At 37.6% G+C, this 19,958-nt stretch carries 19 protein-coding genes; 9 read left to right on the top strand and 10 right to left on the bottom strand.

The window, feature by feature from the left end; translation table 11 throughout:
* The first annotated feature begins 4 nt into the window (after positions 1–4).
* On the top strand, positions 5–298 hold the full coding sequence (locus tag QNI22_RS21850; RefSeq protein ID WP_314513976.1) for an SEL1-like repeat protein: 294 nt from the start codon (positions 5–7) through the stop codon (positions 296–298).
* A gap of 4 nt (positions 299–302) precedes the next feature.
* On the opposite strand, the gene QNI22_RS21845 is transcribed toward QNI22_RS21850, so the two are convergent.
* From QNI22_RS21845 to QNI22_RS21830, 4 genes are all read right to left on the bottom strand, one after another.
* On the bottom strand, positions 303–1,691 hold the full coding sequence (locus QNI22_RS21845; RefSeq protein ID WP_314513975.1) for a serine hydrolase domain-containing protein: 1,389 nt from the start codon (positions 1,689–1,691) through the stop codon (positions 303–305).
* 22 nt (positions 1,692–1,713) lie between these two features.
* The gene (locus QNI22_RS21840) at positions 1,714–2,406 is read right to left on the bottom strand and encodes a LytR/AlgR family response regulator transcription factor (protein ID WP_314513974.1); all 693 of its coding nucleotides are present in this window, start codon (positions 2,404–2,406) and stop codon (positions 1,714–1,716) included.
* A gap of 7 nt (positions 2,407–2,413) precedes the next feature.
* A complete protein-coding gene (locus QNI22_RS21835; RefSeq protein WP_314513973.1) occupies positions 2,414–4,009 on the bottom strand; it encodes a sensor histidine kinase in 1,596 nt (531 codons plus the stop codon).
* A 213-nt stretch (positions 4,010–4,222) separates the two neighbouring features.
* Positions 4,223–5,158 carry an extracellular catalytic domain type 1 short-chain-length polyhydroxyalkanoate depolymerase gene (locus tag QNI22_RS21830; RefSeq protein WP_314513972.1) on the bottom strand — a complete coding sequence of 312 codons (936 nt, stop codon included), beginning with the start codon at positions 5,156–5,158 and terminating at the stop codon, positions 4,223–4,225.
* 165 nt (positions 5,159–5,323) lie between these two features.
* Here QNI22_RS21830 and QNI22_RS21825 point away from each other — a divergent pair, with 165 nt between their 5' ends.
* The 3 genes from QNI22_RS21825 (at position 5,324) to QNI22_RS21815 (ending at position 8,615) form a co-directional block, all read left to right on the top strand.
* Positions 5,324–6,577, top strand: coding sequence for a hypothetical protein (locus tag QNI22_RS21825; protein WP_314513971.1), 1,254 nt, complete (start codon positions 5,324–5,326; stop codon positions 6,575–6,577).
* A gap of 120 nt (positions 6,578–6,697) precedes the next feature.
* Positions 6,698–7,612, top strand: coding sequence for an SMI1/KNR4 family protein (locus QNI22_RS21820; protein ID WP_314513970.1), 915 nt, complete (start codon positions 6,698–6,700; stop codon positions 7,610–7,612).
* Positions 7,613–7,796: 184 nt separating this feature from the next.
* Positions 7,797–8,615 carry a DUF1963 domain-containing protein gene (locus QNI22_RS21815; RefSeq protein WP_314513969.1) on the top strand — a complete coding sequence of 273 codons (819 nt, stop codon included), beginning with the start codon at positions 7,797–7,799 and terminating at the stop codon, positions 8,613–8,615.
* A 77-nt stretch (positions 8,616–8,692) separates the two neighbouring features.
* Here the strand turns inward: QNI22_RS21815 and QNI22_RS21810 are convergent, their stop codons facing one another.
* A complete protein-coding gene (locus QNI22_RS21810) occupies positions 8,693–9,148 on the bottom strand; it encodes a GNAT family N-acetyltransferase (protein WP_314513968.1) in 456 nt (151 codons plus the stop codon).
* 210 nt (positions 9,149–9,358) lie between these two features.
* Between QNI22_RS21810 and QNI22_RS21805 the strand changes: the two genes are divergently transcribed.
* Positions 9,359–10,777, top strand: coding sequence for an alpha/beta hydrolase family protein (locus QNI22_RS21805; RefSeq protein ID WP_314513967.1), 1,419 nt, complete (start codon positions 9,359–9,361; stop codon positions 10,775–10,777).
* Between the two features lie 217 nt (positions 10,778–10,994).
* Here the strand turns inward: QNI22_RS21805 and QNI22_RS21800 are convergent, their stop codons facing one another.
* Complete coding sequence (locus QNI22_RS21800; RefSeq protein ID WP_314513966.1) at positions 10,995–11,309, bottom strand: hypothetical protein; 315 nt, start codon at positions 11,307–11,309, stop codon at positions 10,995–10,997.
* A 312-nt stretch (positions 11,310–11,621) separates the two neighbouring features.
* On the opposite strand from QNI22_RS21800, the gene QNI22_RS21795 reads away from it, so the two are divergent.
* From QNI22_RS21795 to QNI22_RS21780, 4 genes are all read left to right on the top strand, one after another.
* Positions 11,622–12,560 carry a DMT family transporter gene (locus tag QNI22_RS21795; RefSeq protein WP_314513965.1) on the top strand — a complete coding sequence of 313 codons (939 nt, stop codon included), beginning with the start codon at positions 11,622–11,624 and terminating at the stop codon, positions 12,558–12,560.
* Positions 12,561–12,689: 129 nt separating this feature from the next.
* A complete protein-coding gene (locus tag QNI22_RS21790) occupies positions 12,690–14,333 on the top strand; it encodes an ABC-F family ATP-binding cassette domain-containing protein (RefSeq protein WP_314513964.1) in 1,644 nt (547 codons plus the stop codon).
* Positions 14,334–14,511: 178 nt separating this feature from the next.
* Complete coding sequence (locus QNI22_RS21785; protein ID WP_314513963.1) at positions 14,512–14,994, top strand: hypothetical protein; 483 nt, start codon at positions 14,512–14,514, stop codon at positions 14,992–14,994.
* Between the two features lie 318 nt (positions 14,995–15,312).
* Positions 15,313–16,572: an Hsp70 family protein gene (locus QNI22_RS21780; RefSeq protein WP_314513962.1), complete on the top strand. Its 1,260-nt coding sequence runs from the start codon at positions 15,313–15,315 to the stop codon at positions 16,570–16,572.
* 85 nt (positions 16,573–16,657) lie between these two features.
* Here the strand turns inward: QNI22_RS21780 and QNI22_RS21775 are convergent, their stop codons facing one another.
* The 4 genes from QNI22_RS21775 to QNI22_RS21760 all read right to left on the bottom strand — a co-directional run bounded on the left by QNI22_RS21775 (position 16,658) and on the right by QNI22_RS21760 (position 19,930).
* On the bottom strand, positions 16,658–16,963 hold the full coding sequence (locus QNI22_RS21775; protein ID WP_313998835.1) for a (2Fe-2S) ferredoxin domain-containing protein: 306 nt from the start codon (positions 16,961–16,963) through the stop codon (positions 16,658–16,660).
* Between the two features lie 38 nt (positions 16,964–17,001).
* Complete coding sequence (locus QNI22_RS21770; protein ID WP_313985642.1) at positions 17,002–17,412, bottom strand: ArsR/SmtB family transcription factor; 411 nt, start codon at positions 17,410–17,412, stop codon at positions 17,002–17,004.
* A gap of 77 nt (positions 17,413–17,489) precedes the next feature.
* A complete protein-coding gene (locus tag QNI22_RS21765) occupies positions 17,490–18,128 on the bottom strand; it encodes an acetyltransferase (RefSeq protein ID WP_314513961.1) in 639 nt (212 codons plus the stop codon).
* Positions 18,129–18,166: 38 nt separating this feature from the next.
* A complete protein-coding gene (locus tag QNI22_RS21760) occupies positions 18,167–19,930 on the bottom strand; it encodes a hypothetical protein (RefSeq protein ID WP_314513960.1) in 1,764 nt (587 codons plus the stop codon).
* Between the last annotated feature and the right edge of the window lie 28 nt (positions 19,931–19,958).

Here is a 19,958-nt window from a genome sequence, read left to right as displayed (position 1 = left end):
TGCTTTGTGTAAAGGGATTGGTAATTGTTTCTGGAAAAGCAATGAGTTGTTTTGTGTATATTTTCATAATCAACGGGATTATTGGGATATTACTATAGAGGGTCAGGTGGAATTTCATTATCCCACAGCAGATAACGGACAGGCACATGGACAATATAATTTGGGAAAACTATACATGGAAGGTGATATGTTGGATAAGGATTTAACGAAAGCCAAGTACTGGATTGAGAAAGCAGCCAGCCAGAACTTTGGACGAGCTGTCTGGCTGCTGGAAAAGTGGGACAGTATGAGTACATAATTTCTTAAGGAACCTTCCTATAGGGAATCTTCAATCCGAATTGATCTGAAAATAGTTGATATACCTTTCCTTTATTATCTATCACTACTTCTAATTCTGCACCTATCTCTTTTAATACAAGATACTTTCCGGTTAGAGGTGTAATCTCAAATTGTGGCCCTTTTCTGGACTGGCGGCTAGCCTGAGCAATCAGCTTAATGCCTTCAAGCTTTATTTCCAGCATTTCTGGTGACATAGCATTGCTATATTTTGGATCTACCTTATAGATACCTGTATAGTGTCTCAATGAATCTATACTTAGTTGGACAGGGGATTTGGGAGGCGAAGGTAAGCTGTAAGGCCATTGATAGAGAATAGATAAAATCTTGTTGGTAATTGTGGTGAGCTGTTCGTTGTCTTCTATATTACTAAGTAATACAATACAGATATCATTGGTGGGAACTCTGGTAAAATTAGTTTTAAATCCCCATATATCACCACTATGAGATACAATCCGCGTATTAAACAACGAATCTACTATCCAGCCGTATCCATATCGGTTTCTATACGCAGTATAAGCCTTCTCTTGTAATGCCTTACTGATTACTTGATTATCTTGCAATCCTTTGTGCCACTTGTACAAATCACCTACAGTAGAGTAAATAGCTCCTGCTGCAAAAGGGCCTGCTGAATCCAGAATAGTTGCTAATTCTGTCTCGGAACGTGTTGGATAGGTATAATATCCGGTGGCTTTATGGGAATCTGCCAGATGGATAAAATCAAATCCACTATGTGTCATCTGCAAAGGCTGGAAGATATAGTGTCGGAGAGCATGATAGTAAGACAATCCGGTTACCTTTTGGATGATGTATCCTAACAATGCATACCCCAGATTGCTATAGTTCCAGTTGCTACCCGGAACAAAATCCAAAGCTGGACCTTTCATTAATGCATTGATCATAATTGATTCATTTGCCAGTTTGTTTTCTTCTTTGTTGATCTCTGTGGTATCTAAGGATATGCTGGGGATGCCAGAAGTGTGAGTGAGCAGATGTTCGATAGTAATGCTGTCACCATGTGGCAGATTGGGATAATATCGGGTTAGTTTGTCCGATAGTGAAAGCTTTTTCTGTTCTGCCAATTTTAAAACCAAGGCAGATGTAAATGTCTTGGTTACAGAGGCAATCTGATAAATAGTTTTAGTACTGCAAGGTGTTTTAGTCTGGATATCCTGAAATCCATATCCTTTTTCCAGAAGTATCTTTCCGTTTTTGGCTATCAGTACTGTGCCATTAAACTGATTCAATTGAGCATAGGTATTCAGGAGATTATCCAGTTTTTGAGGTATAGTCTGACTAAAAACAGGGCATAGCATTCCCAGTGCCATCGAAATGGCAAATATGATCTTTTGCATACGTTTGGTAAGTTAAAGTTGGTTACTGAAAGATTTTTTCAATTTCATGGACATACGCTGCTCCAATCGGAAGTTCGGTTTGTCGTATCCATACACTCCGTTTGTCAACTTTGCCAACTTGCTTTTTTGAAACAATAAATGAACGGTGTATGCGTATAAAATCTGAAGCAGGTAAAAGGGCTTCTGCTTCACTCATGGTAAGTCGAGAGGCTATCTTTTGTTTTTCAAGTACAAACTTCATATAGTTGCCACTGCTTTCAACATACCAGATCTCGTCAAGTGCAACACGAATTTGTTCGTACCCACTTTTAATAAAGATGGATGAGGGTGCAGGTGGTGCGATTACATTATTTTTTCGGAGTTCATATTGTTCATGGGCTTTGGTACAGGCTTTTAAGAAACGTGATAGCGAAAAGGGTTTAAGCAGATAATCAATAGCATCCAGTTCAAAACTTTGCACAGCATGTTCACTATAGGCAGTGGTAAAGATAACCATAGGTGGACTGGCAAGAGATTGCAGAAACTCAATACCTGAGATATCAGGCATCTTAATATCCAGAAAAAGCAAGTCTACTTTATTTCTTTGTATGAAGTCCACCGCCTCAAACGCATTGGCGAAATATGCCTCGAATTCAATAAATGCTACTTTCCCTGAAAGACTTCTGATTATTTCCAGTGCAATGGGTTCATCATCTATAACAATGGCTGTCATCATATATTTTTTAAGGTTGAATCACCAGTTGAACAACAAACTCATTTCCATCTCCATGTGCATTGAACTGGTGTTTGTGTTTATAGAGCAAGTTCAGACGTTCCAGTACATTTTTTAACCCAATACCTGATTTTTCCTTTTCCGGATCATTACTTTTATGAAGATGCATACTGTTTCGTACCTCAAACCGGATAGTTTCCTGGTCACATTCCAGTTTGATCTTTATCCATGATTTTTCATTCAGACTTATACCATGTTTAAATGCATTTTCTACAAACGGAATCAGGAGCATAGGTGCAATGGTATGATTACAGTATTGAGAGTCAATAGTATCTTCAATTTCGATTGCTGAAGAGGAGTGAATTCGTAGTTTTTGTAAGGAGATATAGTTTTTGAGATAATCTATTTCGCGATGCATGGAAATAAAATCCTGGTTGTTTTCATGGAGCATAAATCGCATCATATCACCTAGCTTTTGAATACCTTCGGCAGTCCGTTCTGATCCATCCAGTATAGCAGTTCCATATAATGTGTTTAATGCATTAAACAAGAAGTGAGGGTTAATCTGAGAACGCAGAAATTGCAGATCTGTTTTGGAACGGACTAATTCCTTTTCGACTCCTCTGAGCTGAAGGATTTTGTCTTCTTTTTGCTGATACAACACCCATGAAACAGGAGTGACAATAAAAAGTTGAAGTCCCACATTGATCCAAAAGAGTCTGATAAATGGATTATAATGTTCTACGGCAACAAAAGTAAAAATCAGGGGTGGAAGTAAAATAAACAGTAAGCGGAAAATAACACTGGAATGTAAAAAGGATCTTTGGCCCTTCAGTGGAAATAACCAATAGGTTGTATAGATATAAGTGATAATACAGGGCGGAATAAAGGCAAAGTATACTTCAAAGAATGGAGTATCTCCAACCAGATGAAAGACCGCCAGAAAGAAAGGCACACACAGGAAAATAATGAATGAGCCTGTAATCTGGTTGGTCACCAATATATAATAAGAGCTTCGACGACTAGTTGTGGTAATGAAGTGAATACAGAATTCGCGTATTGCAACATATGCCAGGTAGATAGATACTAGTGTCAGTGCCCGGCCAAATCCAGCTAATAAGTTTGTTAGTGGATGGTCATTGTATCCAAACAAGGCCAGAATTCTGAAGTCTCCATAGTTAACGTAATGCGGACGTGCAAAATAAGAGGCTATATTAGCTCCCAACGCCAGCAAATAGCTAATCAATATCAGTTGCACAATACCCCAGATGTATTTTCTAGGGAAAAGATGACTAATTACTTCCAATGAAACGAATTTGGACTCTATGATAACTAATTTTTTATCTGTATCTGACTGCAATATGTTGGGTAGTATTTTCAGATTGATCCAGAGATAAGAGAAGTGTAGTACCAGTAATGCACCTATTTGTGGGAATAATCTGTTCCAGATAAGGCTAAAAAGAATATGGTCTTTTGCAAAATGAGAGCGGATATCATCCAGTTGCCAGGGCACAAGGCGTTGTAAGTCTGCTATATAACTGATTGCTGTAATAATAGTCAGTATAGTTACTAACAGTATTTCATGCTCCCTCCATCTGATTTTCATAGGATATAGTAATTGAGTGGTAATAAATCTGTACAAACCTATTTCTGTTCGTATCTTTTACCAAGATTACTATAGGATAAGGAATATTTCCTACAAATGTGACAGACCAGCCTGAAAATGTGACAGAATCAAAATGGGTGGGGAATATAGAGTGGAGCATATAACTATCTCCTGCTTTCATGTAATTAAAGCAGGAGATAGTTTGGCGTATTATCAGGGAAGCTGATACTGCTGGAAGAAATCCCAGAGTAAATCATTGGCATTGATTACTGTCGAAGGTGTATCACTATTAGGACCTCCAGGTAATCCTCCTGGCCAACCATGGCCGCCATCTTGGGTGAGGTAGTACTGTATAGTTGCATTGTCTTCACAGTCTGACCATTTGGTATACTTGTATCTGTTGTCATTGACCAGAACCTGAGCAGGGTTAGAACAGGCATTAATGGCTGACCATACATTCAATACTGAATCAACTGGAGGGAAATACGCATTGCTGATACCCACACCTCCCTTATAGGGAACATGTTCATCCTTTACAGAATGCATATGCAACACCGGAACCGGACGAGATGGATTGCAAGGTTGTTTTACTACCATTGTACAGGAACTGGTTGCAATGGCTGCAATTTTTTCAGGCATCTCACAGGCTAGACGATAAGACAACATACCTCCATTGGAATGCCCTGTAGCATAAACTCTTTTGGGATTTATTTTATAGGTACTTATCAGATGGTTGATAAGCTGCCTGATAAAGTTTACATCATCAATGTTATGATCACGGGCATAATCACAACATCCACCTGCATTCCATGTACGAGCTTTCAGCAGTCCATCGCTTTGAACTCCTTCCGGATACACCACAATAAATCCGGCAGTATTAGCCTTATCGGTTAGTTTGGAGGTGGTTTCAAACTGGTCTGCATTTCCTCCGCCTCCATGCATAGCAATAACCAGTGAAAAATCAGAAGAAGTATAATAGGTGGGAGGTAGATTTAATGTATAGGTTCTTTGCAGACCATCTACAGTTAGTATCTCTTTAAAACGAAACACATTGTCGATAGGAATAGAATCTCTTCGTCGACAACCTGTAAAAGAAAAGATAGTGAAGAGTACTATAGTCAAAGAGATGTATATGCCGGTTCTCATCATATGGCGCCTAGTAAATTGTTTAGTCAGATGTTTTGATTGAAAAATGATAAAAAAGTTTAATTCGAAGGCATTGTGAAAGGTACTTTCCTTACAGCTATAAAATCTCTTCCTATTGTGTGAAATAGTAACTTCATCTGCATCTATGTGATGTGAACTGACTCCTGTATGAAATATACGTTTTTCTGTATTATTACTGCATTTATACTGATTAATTTCCAATATTCTTGGTTTCTGGATATAGAAGGAGCTATAGATTTTCGAAAAGTATCCCTGGGAAGTAAGGAAAAAGAAAAATACTATAATCACTTGCACCGATACAGTAAAAAGTTTGAACCCGTTTCCCAAAGTTATATAGATTCTATTCGGTTTATTGGAATAGATATTACTTTTCTCAATCAGACTTCAGTGCCATTCACATCGGCTTGGGAACCTACACCTATCAGAAAAAAGTATGGGCAGATGGCGCAGGATTTTTTTGTTCAGAGCAAAGGCAGTAAAAGCGACTCCTGCCTTCAATCGATATGGGAACTTGAGGAATCTGATACTATTGAAACAGTACGTAAAAGCTGGATTGTTCGGATGACTTCGGTGAGTACTATGAAGGCAATGCTTTATCATGGAAGAGATGGATATTATACTATCGGTATCTTTCAACATGGGCAGTGGAGGCATTACTTTACAGGTTTAGCTGTTGAAAGTTTTTACTTTCTTAAATCTCGTTCTCAGTTACCTTTTATTGTCAATGATTCTACTTTTCAGATTGAAGTTGCTCAGATTCGTATGGTGAAGCAAGCTGTTTTGCCTGCAATATCTCCAGAGTATGAGTTACTCAAAGATTGTGGGGTACTTACTTTTCATCTGGATGAACTTAGAAAAGACTCAGACAAGGATGGATTGGAAGATATTTGGGAACAAAGATGCTTCACAAACCCTCTGGATGCAGATACAGACAACGATGGACTCTCTGATAGTATGGACACTAATCCATTAAATAAGTCTAAACGAAATAAGTATACTGTATTATATCAATATTTATTAGAGCACATTGGTATAGATAGTTGTTTTGTTCAATTTGATGATACAACATTTGCTTGTGAGCCTGAGTTTCTTCGGAAAATGAAAGAAAGGAGACCTGTGCCCCGTCGTACAATTTGCCTTGTGACAGAAAATCCAGCACTAAAAGAATTGGTTGGTGTTGAGAACCGATATTTGATTATGACTACTGCTCAATACGCTCAATATCGCAAATACAATGTCAATTCAATTGAAGATTATGGTATTACGCCTCTTTTTAGAATTGATAAAAAGGTAAACTGGTATACATTTTCGATATACCAAATGTTTGGAGGAGACGAATACATTACAATTCGAAAAAGAAATGGCTGGCTGATTAAAAAGCTAGTAATGTGGATGATATAGAGTTACATATTTACTATAGATGCAATTTCATTCCTTCATGTGAGTCAATAAGGAAATTGTAAATCTCCAAAAAAAATCTATGTTTGAAAATGTATTGTGTACACATAAATGTTTTTGATAATGCTTACAGATGATTTTTGGATTCAGCCAGCTAAGGGATTTACAGACCGTACCAGAGGAAGAACAGAAGAGGAAATTCTTAAAATAGAATCCACTATTGGATTTCGCTTTCCGGAATTGTATAGAGATTTGATGAAGATTCAGAATGGCGGCCATCTCAGAAGACGTGCTTATCCTTTCGAAGATGGTATACAGGAATTATTCTACAACAATGCCAAACTTGATCCGATTTTTGTTGGTTCAGTAGTAAATGTTCTTCAGGAATTAAGTGAGTTTATGGATGAAGAAGAAATTGAAGAACTAGCACAAACAGAAATTAATCATATGGATCGTCTGATTATTGTTTCAAGTATGTATGGACATTCATATATGTGTTTCGACTATGGCTGGCAGGAAGAAACAGTGAGGTCAGAGCCGGAAGTTTGTTTCTTTGATATGGAACGTGGGAATGGTTTTGAAGAGTATCTAAGAGTTGAATCATTTGAAAAGCTAGTTAGTGAACTTGTTTATTATGGATATGAATCTACTAGCTTTTATATAGGTATCAGATCTTCACTAAGTATTGATGCGATTATTGATGTATTGGCTGTTCAATGGAGTGTGAAATTTCAGGAGCATACGACAGATCGGTATGGCTGGTTTAATTTTGACAAATGGTTTAGTGGAGAGCTAGAGATTACATCTAATTTATCCTTCCACATTATAGTAAGTCCCAATCAGCATCGTTCTGGAACTTATCTGTTTCAGAATCATGCAGACAATACTTTTGTGATAGAAATTATACCTACACAAAAAAATGATATGTCAGAACATAATACTAGAGAAGATACAGTGGTAATCAACAATCTATTACTAAAATTTAAGGAAAAAGGCGTAACTGCTTCAATATTGCTGGCGCCTTTTAATCTCTCATAATACTTCGGGATTTCATTCCTATACTATTAGTATATAGTGGGAAATTAAAGATAATATAACATGTGTAGATATTGATTGAATATTTTTGTATGGGTTAAGTACTAATTTCTGAATTTAGACGTCATATTTTTATTTTTTACTCTCTGCCTGTGTTAATTATCTCAGACAGAATAACTACTTAGCTATGGCATCTGTACCTTTGGATGCAGCCACTGATTGCATTCGTCATTATTCCTGGAAGGCAGGAGAGCAATCCGTCATCCAAGCCTTGAAACCTACTATTGTAATAAGTGAAGCAGGTCAACCCAAATTTGGTCAGTCTAAATTCAGAGGTTTTCCAGATACACCTGACAATATGGTATTAGATATAGGAAGAGAGGATAACTTTCTGTTTCAACTCAATTTCGCCGAGATTGCTCCTTTTGATAGTCAGAATCTATTACCAACGGAAGGAATGCTATATGTATTTCTCAAAGGATTACAATCAAATGGTGCATATCCGGATGCAAAAGAGGATCTTAAGCTAATTTACATTCCAGAGTCTATTCAGTCAAACAGGTCGACTGATGGTAAAAGGATGAGCTTTGAGATATCGCATACGTTACCTGGATACAAATCTTCAGAATATGAGAAATTAAATTTGGGTGAAGACTTTGATACTCTACAAAAGGTAGTCAGATCCATACAAGAAATAGATGGCTCAGATGACTATAGCAGCAACTTGCTAGGGCATCCACAACAAACACAGTACAACCCCTGGTTCTATCATTTTCGTCAGAATATATGGAAGCTACATGGCCGTGCTCCCAGTGATCCGGAAAAATACAAAGTCTGGAATGAGAAATATGAGTCAGAGATGAAGACTTTAAACGATTCGCATGTACTTCTTTACCAAGGTGCAACGCCTTTTAATAGTCTGGCAATTTTGTATATTGGTATCTCAAAAGAAGATCTGGAAAACCGAAATTTTAGTGCTGCATTTTATGACATTCAAAGTACATAATACAGATAGATAGATTGGATAATCAATCAACTGATTATTATAAATCAGTTGATTGATTAATAGAGTTGCATTCTTTACTAAAAATGCAGTTTCATTCCTTCATGTGAGTCAACGAAGCCAAGCGACTCATAAAACTTTTTGGCCTCTGGACGTTTTTTATCAGTTGTTAACTGAAGCAAATGAGCTCCTTTGTCTTTTGCTCGCTGGATAGCATACTGAAATATTTCAGTTCCTACTCCTTGTCCTCTATACTCAGATTTAACCCGTACAGCCTCAATCTGGGCTCTGGGACTTCCCTGATAAGTTAGATAAGGGATGAAGGTTAGCTGAAATGTAGCCACTATTTCTCCAGCCTTTTCTACTATAGTTAACTCTTGATTGGGATCACGGGTAATTGCCTCAAATGCATTTAAATAAGATACTGGTAATGGAATCTGAAGGTTTTCTCTTTCTGCTCCCAGTTTGTCATCAGACAGCATTTGTACAATTGTAATCAGATCTGACTTTAATGCCAGGCGATAGGTGAGGTTCATGATCGCTAGAGTTGGTAGTGAGTAGTAAACTATAGGAAAGAATATGTATTTATACTTGATTACTTGAAGTATGTATAACAAAATAGCCTTTCGTAAAAAAATAACTTGATACAATGTTCTATTCCATAGTTTTACTGATATAGCTTCTGCTAATTTACTGGATTACTTACCGAAAGTGTTACAAACAGTAAATAACCACACAAGACAAGTATGAAAAGATGTATACCTGGATTTTTCTTATTGGTCTGCTTATGCCTTTCTGTGAAGGCCCAGCAAATCTCACCTGTGGAAGGTTCCTGGGTAGGGACATTAGCCGTATCTGGCATTAAATTGCGATTGGTAACACATATTCATACAGAGGCCAACGGATATAAGGCAACATTGGATAGTCCAGATCAGGGTGCTAAAGATATCCCTATTGATATTGTTACATTTCAGAACGATAGTTTGACTCTGATCATGAATCGGCTAGGGGCTGTGTATAAAGGGTTGTATCGTAAAGACAGTGTTTTGATACAAGGCCTATTCACTCAGAATGGACACAGTTTTCCACTTGTTATGCAGAAGAGCGAAAAGGGAATTACTGTAAACAGACCTCAGCTTCCTGTACGTCCTTTTCCATATAAAGAAGAGGATGTCGTTTACGAGAATCCATCTACCCATACTAAACTTGCCGGAACATTGACTTTACCCCAAACAGGAACTGCTTTTCCTGTTGTGATATTGATTTCAGGTTCTGGGCCACAGGATCGGGATGAGACACTTTTTGCCCATAAACCATTCCTTGTATTAGCGGATTATCTGACAAAACAAGGATTTGCCGTCCTTCGGGTGGATGATCGGGGCGTAGGGAAATCTACAGGAAGTTTTTCTACTGCGACAAGTGCTGATTTTGCAGAAGATGTCAAAGCCGGAATCGCTTATCTGAAAACAAGAAAAGAAATAAATCCCCAGAAGATTGGCTTGATAGGGCATAGTGAAGGAGGAATGATAGCACCAATGGTTGCTTCCAAAAGTCCGGATGTAGCTTTTATTGTATTAATGGCTGGACCCGGAATAACCGGAGAACAAATTCTCAGAACCCAGGCAATTACTTTTTATAAGAAAATGGGTGCTAGTGATAGCGAAATAAAAACTATTCTGGAGTTATCAGATGCCGTCGACAAACTTGCTGAGAGCAATAGTACAGATAAACAAAAACGTAAAGAAGGTATTGTTCAGCTCATAAAAGACAAAGCGGCAGGCATAAGTGATTCTCGTAAAAAACAGTTGGAAATCACGGAAGATGCCTTTTTACAAAGTGTAGAACTTGCTCAATCTCCCTGGATGAAATACTTCATCCATTTTGATCCAATTCCTGTTCTTAAACAAGTACGTATACCTGTATTGGCTATCAACGGGAGTAAAGATGTTCAGGTACTGGCGGATAACAATTTGAAAGGTATTGAAACTGCATTGAAGCAAGGAGGAAACAAAAAGTATCAGGTACAAAAGCTGGAAGGACTCAATCACTTGTTTCAGAAAGCTGATAGTGGATTTCCTGGCGAATATGGTACTATTGAGCAGACAATCGACCCGACTGCACTCACTGCAATAGGAGACTGGTTAAAAAAAGTAGCAGGGAAATAAATTGTATTTACTCATGTATTCATCCTATAGACCTCTTCATAGCCTATAGGTGAATACATGAGTAAACAAATGTCTGGATATATTGAAACTTTACAGTTTCGTTTTGTTGAAGTTCAGATTAACTACTGTCATAAAAAAAGCCTATTAAAATAATAGGCTTGATTAATAGATAGTTATGGAAGTTGGATATTATTATTATAGAAATATAAATTGGTCACTAAAATCTTTCCTGAATAGCTGGATTCCAGCGTAGATCTACGTTAAATGAATGGCAATCAGTGATAAAGTCATTCAGGGTTGCAGGCCATTTCAACTCAGTCCCGTTAATGCAATAGGTTGATTCATTAAACCATACAATATTGCGGCTCTCTGTATCATCAATATAACGATTGTAAGGTTCATAAAACTCCCATCCTTCAAAGAACAACACTATTTGTTGTGGCTCAAAAGAACTTTGGTAAAGCTCATTAATAGATTTAGAAAGTAATTGAGGGAAATACTGGCTTAATGCGTCAAGTTGTATAGACTTCATAGTTGTGCAAAAATGATTTAAAACTTACATGATAGTTGTTGAAGCTTATATCTAAAGTTAACCTTTTCGTGAATTCCTACTTTTAAAATCCCACCAAACTGAAACGTTTTTCGGTAGACATAAGACTTTATTCGATGAACTAAATAATGACTCTCCATACTTGCAAATTGGGTGGATGAAATAGCACTTAGCAGGAAGAGATATCTTACTTTTATACTAAAAGCCTAGACATTTTGTTAGTAGTTGATTATTAGGTTAGTAACAACTATAGAAAAACTTTCAGGTATATTTGTGCCTGTATTCTTACTTTTTATGTCTATACATAGTAAAGCTGTTGTTAAGGTTACTTTGGTAATGCTTGTCTGGGCAGGTTCATTTTCAGTAACTAAGGCAGGAATTTATCATATTCCACCTGTGTTTTTTGCATTTCTGCGTTTCGCTCTCGCATCTATTATCTTACTAATCATTCTGTTTGTAAAAGAACGAAACAAAACACTTCCAATGTCTCCTGGCTGGAATCGGTCTGTCTGGTATAAAGTAATAGGTATGAGTATTATGGGAGTGACCTTATATTATACATTCTTTAATCTGGCATTACGATATACTTCTGCCGCCATGGGTTCTTTGATCCAGGGATTTATCCCTGTGGGTGTGGTAGTATTGGCTGCTCTTTATTTGAAAGAGAGACTGCAATCGATTCAACTTGTTGGTGTGGTGATTTCCATTATTGGAGTAATTTGTATAGGGTTTGTATCTAATCCAGAAACTGCTGATTTTTTACAGGCTTCCATTTGGGGGATGTCTTCTGTGATTGTCGGAAATATCCTGGTAATTCTATCTGCATTATGCTGGGTAATCTACACCATTATTTCCAAAAAATTAGCACATCTGGATTCTACACATCTTACTACATGGTCTACTATTATAGGAACGATATGTTTTATTCCTCTGATGGGTGTAGAATTATCCTATGAGCCATTACCTGTTATTTCCTGGCAAGGCTGGGTTGAAATTCTCTATCTGGGAGTGCTGGCTTCTGCATTAAGCTATTTCTGGTATAATGATGCCATGAAATACCTGAATGCGGTTGAGGTAGGTATATTTAACAATCTTGACCCGGTAATGGGAGCCGTTATTGCAGTTGTTTTTTTGCATGAGCCTGTTTCTTTGTGGCAAGTTACAGGAACTGTATTTGTTTTGATCGGAGTCTGGATCAGTACTGTTTCCAATAAGACGCCTGTTTCACATTGAATGTACCTGATAGTCAGGTGAAACAAATGCGGTTTTAGGAAATTTATCACATAGGCAGTTGTGTTGAAAACAATAATAGAATATTTCCAAGGATATACTCTATATTTGTAGTTTAAAATCTTTATCCTCATGATCTCAGTTGATTCGATTACAGTAGAGTTTAACGGTGCCGCTCTTTTTAGCAACATTACCTTTAATATTAATGAGAATGACCGGATTGCCTTAATGGGTAAAAACGGTGCAGGAAAATCAACCTTATTGAAAATTATCGCTGGTGTAAATAAACCCACACGCGGAAAAATATCTGCTCCCAAAGATGCCGTAATTGCCTATCTGCCTCAACATTTGTTAACAGAAGACAATTGTACTGTATTTGAAGAAGCCTCCAAAGCTTTCGGAAAAATACTGGAAATGAAAAAGCAGATGGATGAGTTGAATCTGGCATTGGAGACACGCACGGATTATGAATCAGATGAATATGCCAAGATCATAGAACAGGTATCTGAACTTAGTGAGAAATACTATTCGATAGAAGATAGCAATTTTGATGCAGAAGTAGAAAAGACGTTGATGGGATTAGGCTTTCAACGTAGTGATTTTACCCGTCCTACCAATGAGTTTAGTGGTGGGTGGCGTATGCGGATCGAGCTTGCTAAGATTTTGTTGCAAAAACCGGATCTGATTCTGTTGGATGAGCCTACTAACCACATGGATATTGAATCTATTCAGTGGCTGGAGGAATTTCTGGTAAATAATGCCAAAGCTGTAATTGTGATATCCCACGATAAAACGTTTGTTGACAATATCACAAACCGGACCATAGAGGTAACTATGGGACGCATATATGATTACAAAGCGACATACTCTCATTATCTTCAGTTGCGGAAAGAACGTCGCGAACAGCAGCAAAAACAATATGATGATCAGCAGAAGCAGATTGCTGAGATTCAGGAATTCATAGATCGGTTCAAAGGAACCTATTCCAAAACACTTCAGGTACAATCTCGTGTGAAGATGCTGGAAAAGATTGAGATCATTGAAGTGGATGAAGTGGATACTTCACATTTGAATCTGAAGTTTCCTCCAGCCCCTCGTTCAGGTAACTATCCTGTTGTGGTAGAAGGATTAACCAAGCGCTATGGAGATCATGTGGTATTTGCGGATGCTTCTGTAACTATCGAACGTGGGCAGAAAGTAGCATTTGTAGGTCGGAATGGTGAAGGGAAATCTACACTGGTGAAGGCAATCATGGGAGAAATTGATTTTGAAGGAAAACTTCAGGTAGGACATAATAGTATGATTGGATACTTTGCACAGGATCAGGCTTCCAAGCTGGATAGTGAACTAACTGTTTTTCAGACTATTGACCAGATTGCAGTAGGAGAGATTCGTACAAAAATCAAAGATATTCTGGGAGCTTTTATGTTCAGTGGGGAAACTATAGATAAGAAGGTAAAGGTACTATCCGGAGGGGAAAGAACGCGTTTGGCTATGATTAAGCTGTTGTTACAGCCTGTAAACCTTTTGATCCTTGATGAACCTACCAACCACCTGGATATCAAAACAAAAGATATTCTGAAAGATGCACTCAAGGCTTTTGATGGTACATTGATTCTGGTATCGCATGACCGTGACTTCCTGGATGGTTTGGCTGATAAAGTATTTGAGTTTGGTAATAAACGTATTAAGGAACACTTTGAAGATATTAATGGCTTCCTGAGAAATAAGAAAATGGAAAATTTACGTGAAATTGAGCGAAAAGCTGTAAAATAAACTGTAGTATTCTACTACATATAGAAACCCTCTGTCTTAATCACAAGGCAGAGGGTTTTATTTTGTCATTACCCTAAGCGGCTGATAAAATGGTAATTTGATTCAGTGCGTTTACCTTTTCCGTATTTCGTTTATATAGATTCAAAGTGTTATTTTATAAACAGGACTTTTCACAACTATGTTATTTGAAAAAGATTTTCAGGGACAGGAATGGTATGAGCCTTTTAAGGATACCAGTCTTAAGAATATGACTTGGGCAAAGTGCTTGTTAAAAAGAGAGTTTTATTGTTTTCTGGATTATAAATCTTTCTACGATACAGAAAGCTATGTAAGTGTGTTTCACGAATTTTCGACTTTCTGCAAGCCTGATCTTGATTTTCAGGTTCTATCTTATGATGGTCCTTTTATCTATCTGCTCATAGATGGAGAGGAACTTATTTATGAAAAAGAGGATACCCACTATTCGGATGATCAATTGTGTGATAAGCTAAATCTGTTTCTCTGTGAACGTACAACCTGTTCGTTGCGATTCTCTCAATTTCATGTCAGCGACTGGACTTGTATTGGGCTAATGAGTAAAGAGCAATACGATGTAATGAAGCAACTTCAGTTGGTACCCTTAGTGGAAGGTGAAATAGATAGTCAGGAAATGTTCTGGTAAAAAGTAGTTTGAGCCTACTTTTCAGTGTACACTCTCTCCACATTCAATGAAAATAGGGCATGGATACAGGAAAATAAATTTATATTTCTTATTTTTGCCCCCCCTTTTTGCAAAGCATAGCGGATTCGACTGAACAAGTTTCTCTGAAATATAAGTTACTGAGTTAACTTACTGCAAATAAGGGTAAGATTTGATTAGGTATAGTTTGAAATACATGTACCACTATAAATATGGAGTTCATATTTATAGTGGTATCATCGTCTTTATACTACTCCACAGATCTACATGTTTTCTCTGAGATTGCTAAAACCTCCTACTATGACAAATATATCCTGTGGAATTGATTTTGGAACATCCAATTCAAGTATCGCTGTTGCTAATAATGGAAATATCAGTTTGGTTCCTATAGAAGGAACGTCTGTAACCATTCCCAGTGCAATCTTTTATCCTTATAAAGAGAATATACCTCATTATGGCAAAGCGGCCATTAGCATGTTCTTTGAACGGAAAGAAGGACGCTTTATGCGTAGTTTGAAACGTGTGCTGGGTACATCTGTGATGAAACAAGGAACAATCATCAATGGTCGTCCGATGAAGTTTGAAAAGATCATAGCAGAGTTCCTGATTAATCTGAAGGCCAAAGCAGAAAGTATGGCAGGTCAGGGAATAGAGCATGTAGTTATGGGACGCCCTGTACACTTTGTTGACAATGATCCAGAGGCTGATAAACGAGCAGAGGCCGAATTACGTGAGGTGGCTCGTAGTGTAGGGTTTGCACATATAGATTTTCAGTTTGAACCTATTGCGGCTGCATTTGCACATGAAGTCAAGCTATCAGGTGAAAAGCTGGCTATTGTAGTAGATCTGGGTGGAGGTACTTCAGATTTTACAGTAATTCGTTTGTCTAACCAGTATGTACATAAAACAGACCGAACTTCAGATATACTGGCAAATACTGGTGTTCGGATTGGCGGAAACGATTTTGATAAGGATTTGAGTTTGGCTGCTGTAATGCCAGAGCTGGGCTATAAAACTACCTATGGCGATAAAAGGCTGGAAGTGCCTTTAAAACCCTATTTTGATCTTTCGGAATGGAGTAAAATTAACTTTCTATATACGACCAAGATGGTAGTGCAAACACGTCAAATGTTGTTTCAGTCACATGACAAGACACGGTTTGGCAGATTGTTGCGTGTGTTAGAGCAGGAGAGTGGACATGCATTATTGGCAAGTGTTGAAGATACAAAGATTGCCTTAACCGAGCAGGCAGAATATAATGCCTCTTTTGACTTTATTGAGAACAGCTTTTCTATTCAGATCAAACGGAAATTATTCGAAGATGCTATACGGGAAGAGGTAGAGAAGATTTCTGATTCTGCCAGACAATGCGTCCAGGAAGCAGGAGTGAAGCGGGAAGATATTGATCTGGTTATACTTACTGGTGGAACTACAGAAGTGCCATTAGTGCAACAGGAATTTAAGCTATTGTTCCCAAATGCTGCCATAGCTGATGAAAACAAATTATCCAGTGTAGGGCTTGGATTGGCTTATGATAGCCAAAATAAGTTTGGTAGATAAGCAGGCTTGATGAGTAAAGCTAAAAACTGTCTATCCGGAAGAGAGATTTCGGATAGACAGTTTATGTATAAAGCAATTGCTTTCTTTAAAAGGGCAGAACCAATCGTTGAACAGGGCGGTCTGCTACCAGATGTTCCTCAACAATTTCTTTTACGTCTGTCAGCTGTACATTGCCATAATAGATGCCTTCCGGATATACAACCAGACTTGGGCCAAATGCACAGGCATCCAGGCAGCCTGCACGCTGTGCTCTGATTTCGATCTGAAGACCTCTTTCTTTCAATTCTTTTTTAAATTCTTCTACCAAAGCCATCCCGTTTGCTTCTCCACACGACTTCTTAGGTGCTTCTTTCTGATTTGTGCAGATAAATACGTGCTTCTTAAATTTCATGATAAATTGTTGGTATAGATAAGTAATAAATTGGTTGATTATTCTTTCCCACGTAAACGAAACTCTTTCATTCGTTGCCGATCCTGATGAAGTTTGTTAATCGCTAACTCACGATTAGAATACAGCACCTGAAAAGTCTCATAGTCGTTTTGCAAAGTGGTATCTTTGCTCATATACTGAAACAACTGTCCTACAATCTCAGTAAACTCATCTTTCAGATAATAGTATACCCATTGATCCATTTTCTTGAAACTCAATAGTCCGGAATTTTTCAGGTATAACACATGACGGGATGTTTTAGCCTGTGTAAAGTCCAGAATTTGTTCCAGATCAGATATGCACATTTCTTTGTTTTTATAAAGAAGAAATAAAATGCGTACCCGGGATTCGTCACTGAAAGTTTTGAATAGTTGACTTCCGAAAGTAAGATTGAAGTTTTTGAGTTTCATTTTCTGAGTGATTTATGAATAGAATAATGGCAGAATAGTAGTACAAGAAAACTTGCATCCATCAAGCCATCATTCATTTATCTTTCGATAACCTTTGCCGGGTTACCAAATACGGTTGCTCCTGCTTTAACATTCTCAATAACTACAGATCCCGCGCCAATTCGGGCATTTTTGCCTATGGTAATTCCTGAAACAATAGTAACGCCACTTCCTATAAATGCACCACTTTCAATAGTTACACCACTGCCAATAATACTACCTGTGCCTATCTGTACCAGATCACCAAGTGTAGCTTCATAGTCAACTACGGTATTAGCATGTAAAATGCAATGGCTGCCTACGCTGGCAGCTGAATTGATGATTACACCTGCACTGATTAAATTTCCATGACTGATTGATGCAGAAGGGGCAATATAGGCTTGTTTGTGAATAGCATTAACAGGCATTGTTTTACGTCTCTCCAGTAGTACTTCCACCAGATGCTTTCGTAATTTATTGTCGTCTGTCGCTATAAATGCTTCACATTTTTTGCCAATCAGCTTCAGAAAGCCATCATCATCTGTATCTCCAAGTACAGAGATATCCATAATTTCTGTATTGTGTAACTGTTTGTCATCGTCCAGAAATCCATATACTACCACTTCATTACTCTGAAAAATATCCAATGCTACACGTCCCAGACCTTTTGCACCAAAAATAATAACCGGGTTTTCCATAAATTAACTAATAAAAGTAAAGATTCTGAAATCCATTTTCAATGTTTGTATTGATAAATGGTGGCATCCGTGTCTTTGTATACAATCTGATATGAAGACATTGATAAAGATGCCGGAAATAGATGATCCTTGTGAACCACGACAAAATTATATTTTTTTTTCGTGGAAAACCGATCTGCGCCAATATCTAACTGAATTGTTCGGTGATTCGTTTCATATTGAAACAAAATACACAATCCATATTCATAATATTGTACAAATACTCCATCTGCCTGATGATCGTATAGCCAGTGACTGACATTGTCCAGGCTGTTATATATTCCTTTGCCTTCTGGCGTCGTTAATTGCTGAAAGGTGTCAATGCATGATAAGGCATATACTATAAGCCCACCTATTATAAAAACACGATAATACTGGAAATAAGAAAATACATGCTGTCCTAAGATTGCTATGGCAGGCCATTGCAGAGGCAGGATATAGATCATAATACGACCATAAGGTAATACTCTTTGTAAAACCATAATGGGAATGATGATCCATAGTGTAAGAAGATACAGTTGCAGCCAGTGTTTCTGGAAACCAGTAATCTGGCGAGTTAAGATCAGAAGTATACTGCCTGTACTGATAATCAGCGTAAACCAGGTAGAATAAGGAATACTATTCCACATAAAGTCTGCTAAGTCAGTAAGGGTAGTACGTAAACCCTCCAAAAATGTAGGCCATTCCAACTGGGTTGTCCAGGTATTTGCTGTAACCGCACCCCAACCATTGAGCAATGTTACAGGGAGGTACACTAAAGCTACTAATATACCAACACAGATTTCCATCCAAAGAAGACGAATAAGTTGATGCATATTTTTTTGTGTCAGAAAGAAAAGCATCAGATATAAACTCAGGCCGGCGAATGGATAGAGAAAAATCGGGATAGTATAAAATCCTAGAAAACAGCTGATAACAAATAGAAACGAAGTAATACTACTTATCTTTTTTGCAGACAGAATTGAAAGTAGACAACCTGTCGCCAGTATTATCCAGCAAAGCAGCAGGCTATATCCACGCCCCTGAATGCTATATCCAAAAACTTGTGGTGAGAAAGCCAGTAAGCTTACTGAACCGATAGCAATGAATGCTGAAAAATAATGACGTATAAGAACCCAAATCCCAAAAAGTGCTAATGCACCAGATAGTAATGCTGGAAGGCGTAATACCCACAACGGACTTTGGAGAAAAAAATTGAATATTGTGCAAAGTAAAGAGAACAGAATATGATTGTTGGGACCTGGATAGTATATAGCCGAAACAATCCATCCTTTACTTACAAAGTACAGATAGGTAAACCGTTCGTCTACATGTAGTGGGAGTTTAGTGAGAAAGTATATTCTACAGATACAAATTAGTAGAGCTAAGCTCAGTAAACATACTCGTTCTATACTAGTTGTCTTATAATATGTCTTTTGTATTAATCTATAGAGATATAGTGCCCATTCAGTTGTTAGTTGTATAGCTGGTGGTATTTTTTTCCAGATTAAGTAAGTACATAGAGCTAAAACAAGTGTTGCCATCACAGAGAGATAGCGTACCAGCACAAATCTGGATGGAGTCAGGATAGAATGCTGAAATTTGTCCAGCTTATCCGTAGGTATATAAGTTTGAGTAATCCATTGGATAATGTCAGAATAAGAATAACTAACTAACAGGCAACTTACTACCAAGAGTAGTACAATAATTAGTATGAATCCTGATCGTATGAGCAGACTACCTATAATCTGCATGATCCGGATTTTGCCTGAAGTTGTTTTCATAACTAGCGAAGATGAACATTTTTTTTCA

Origin of the sequence: Xanthocytophaga agilis, assembly GCF_030068605.1 — a bacterium.
Classification (GTDB): Bacteria; Bacteroidota; Bacteroidia; order Cytophagales; family 172606-1; genus Xanthocytophaga; species Xanthocytophaga agilis.
This window is presented reverse-complemented; position numbering and strand designations above follow the sequence as displayed.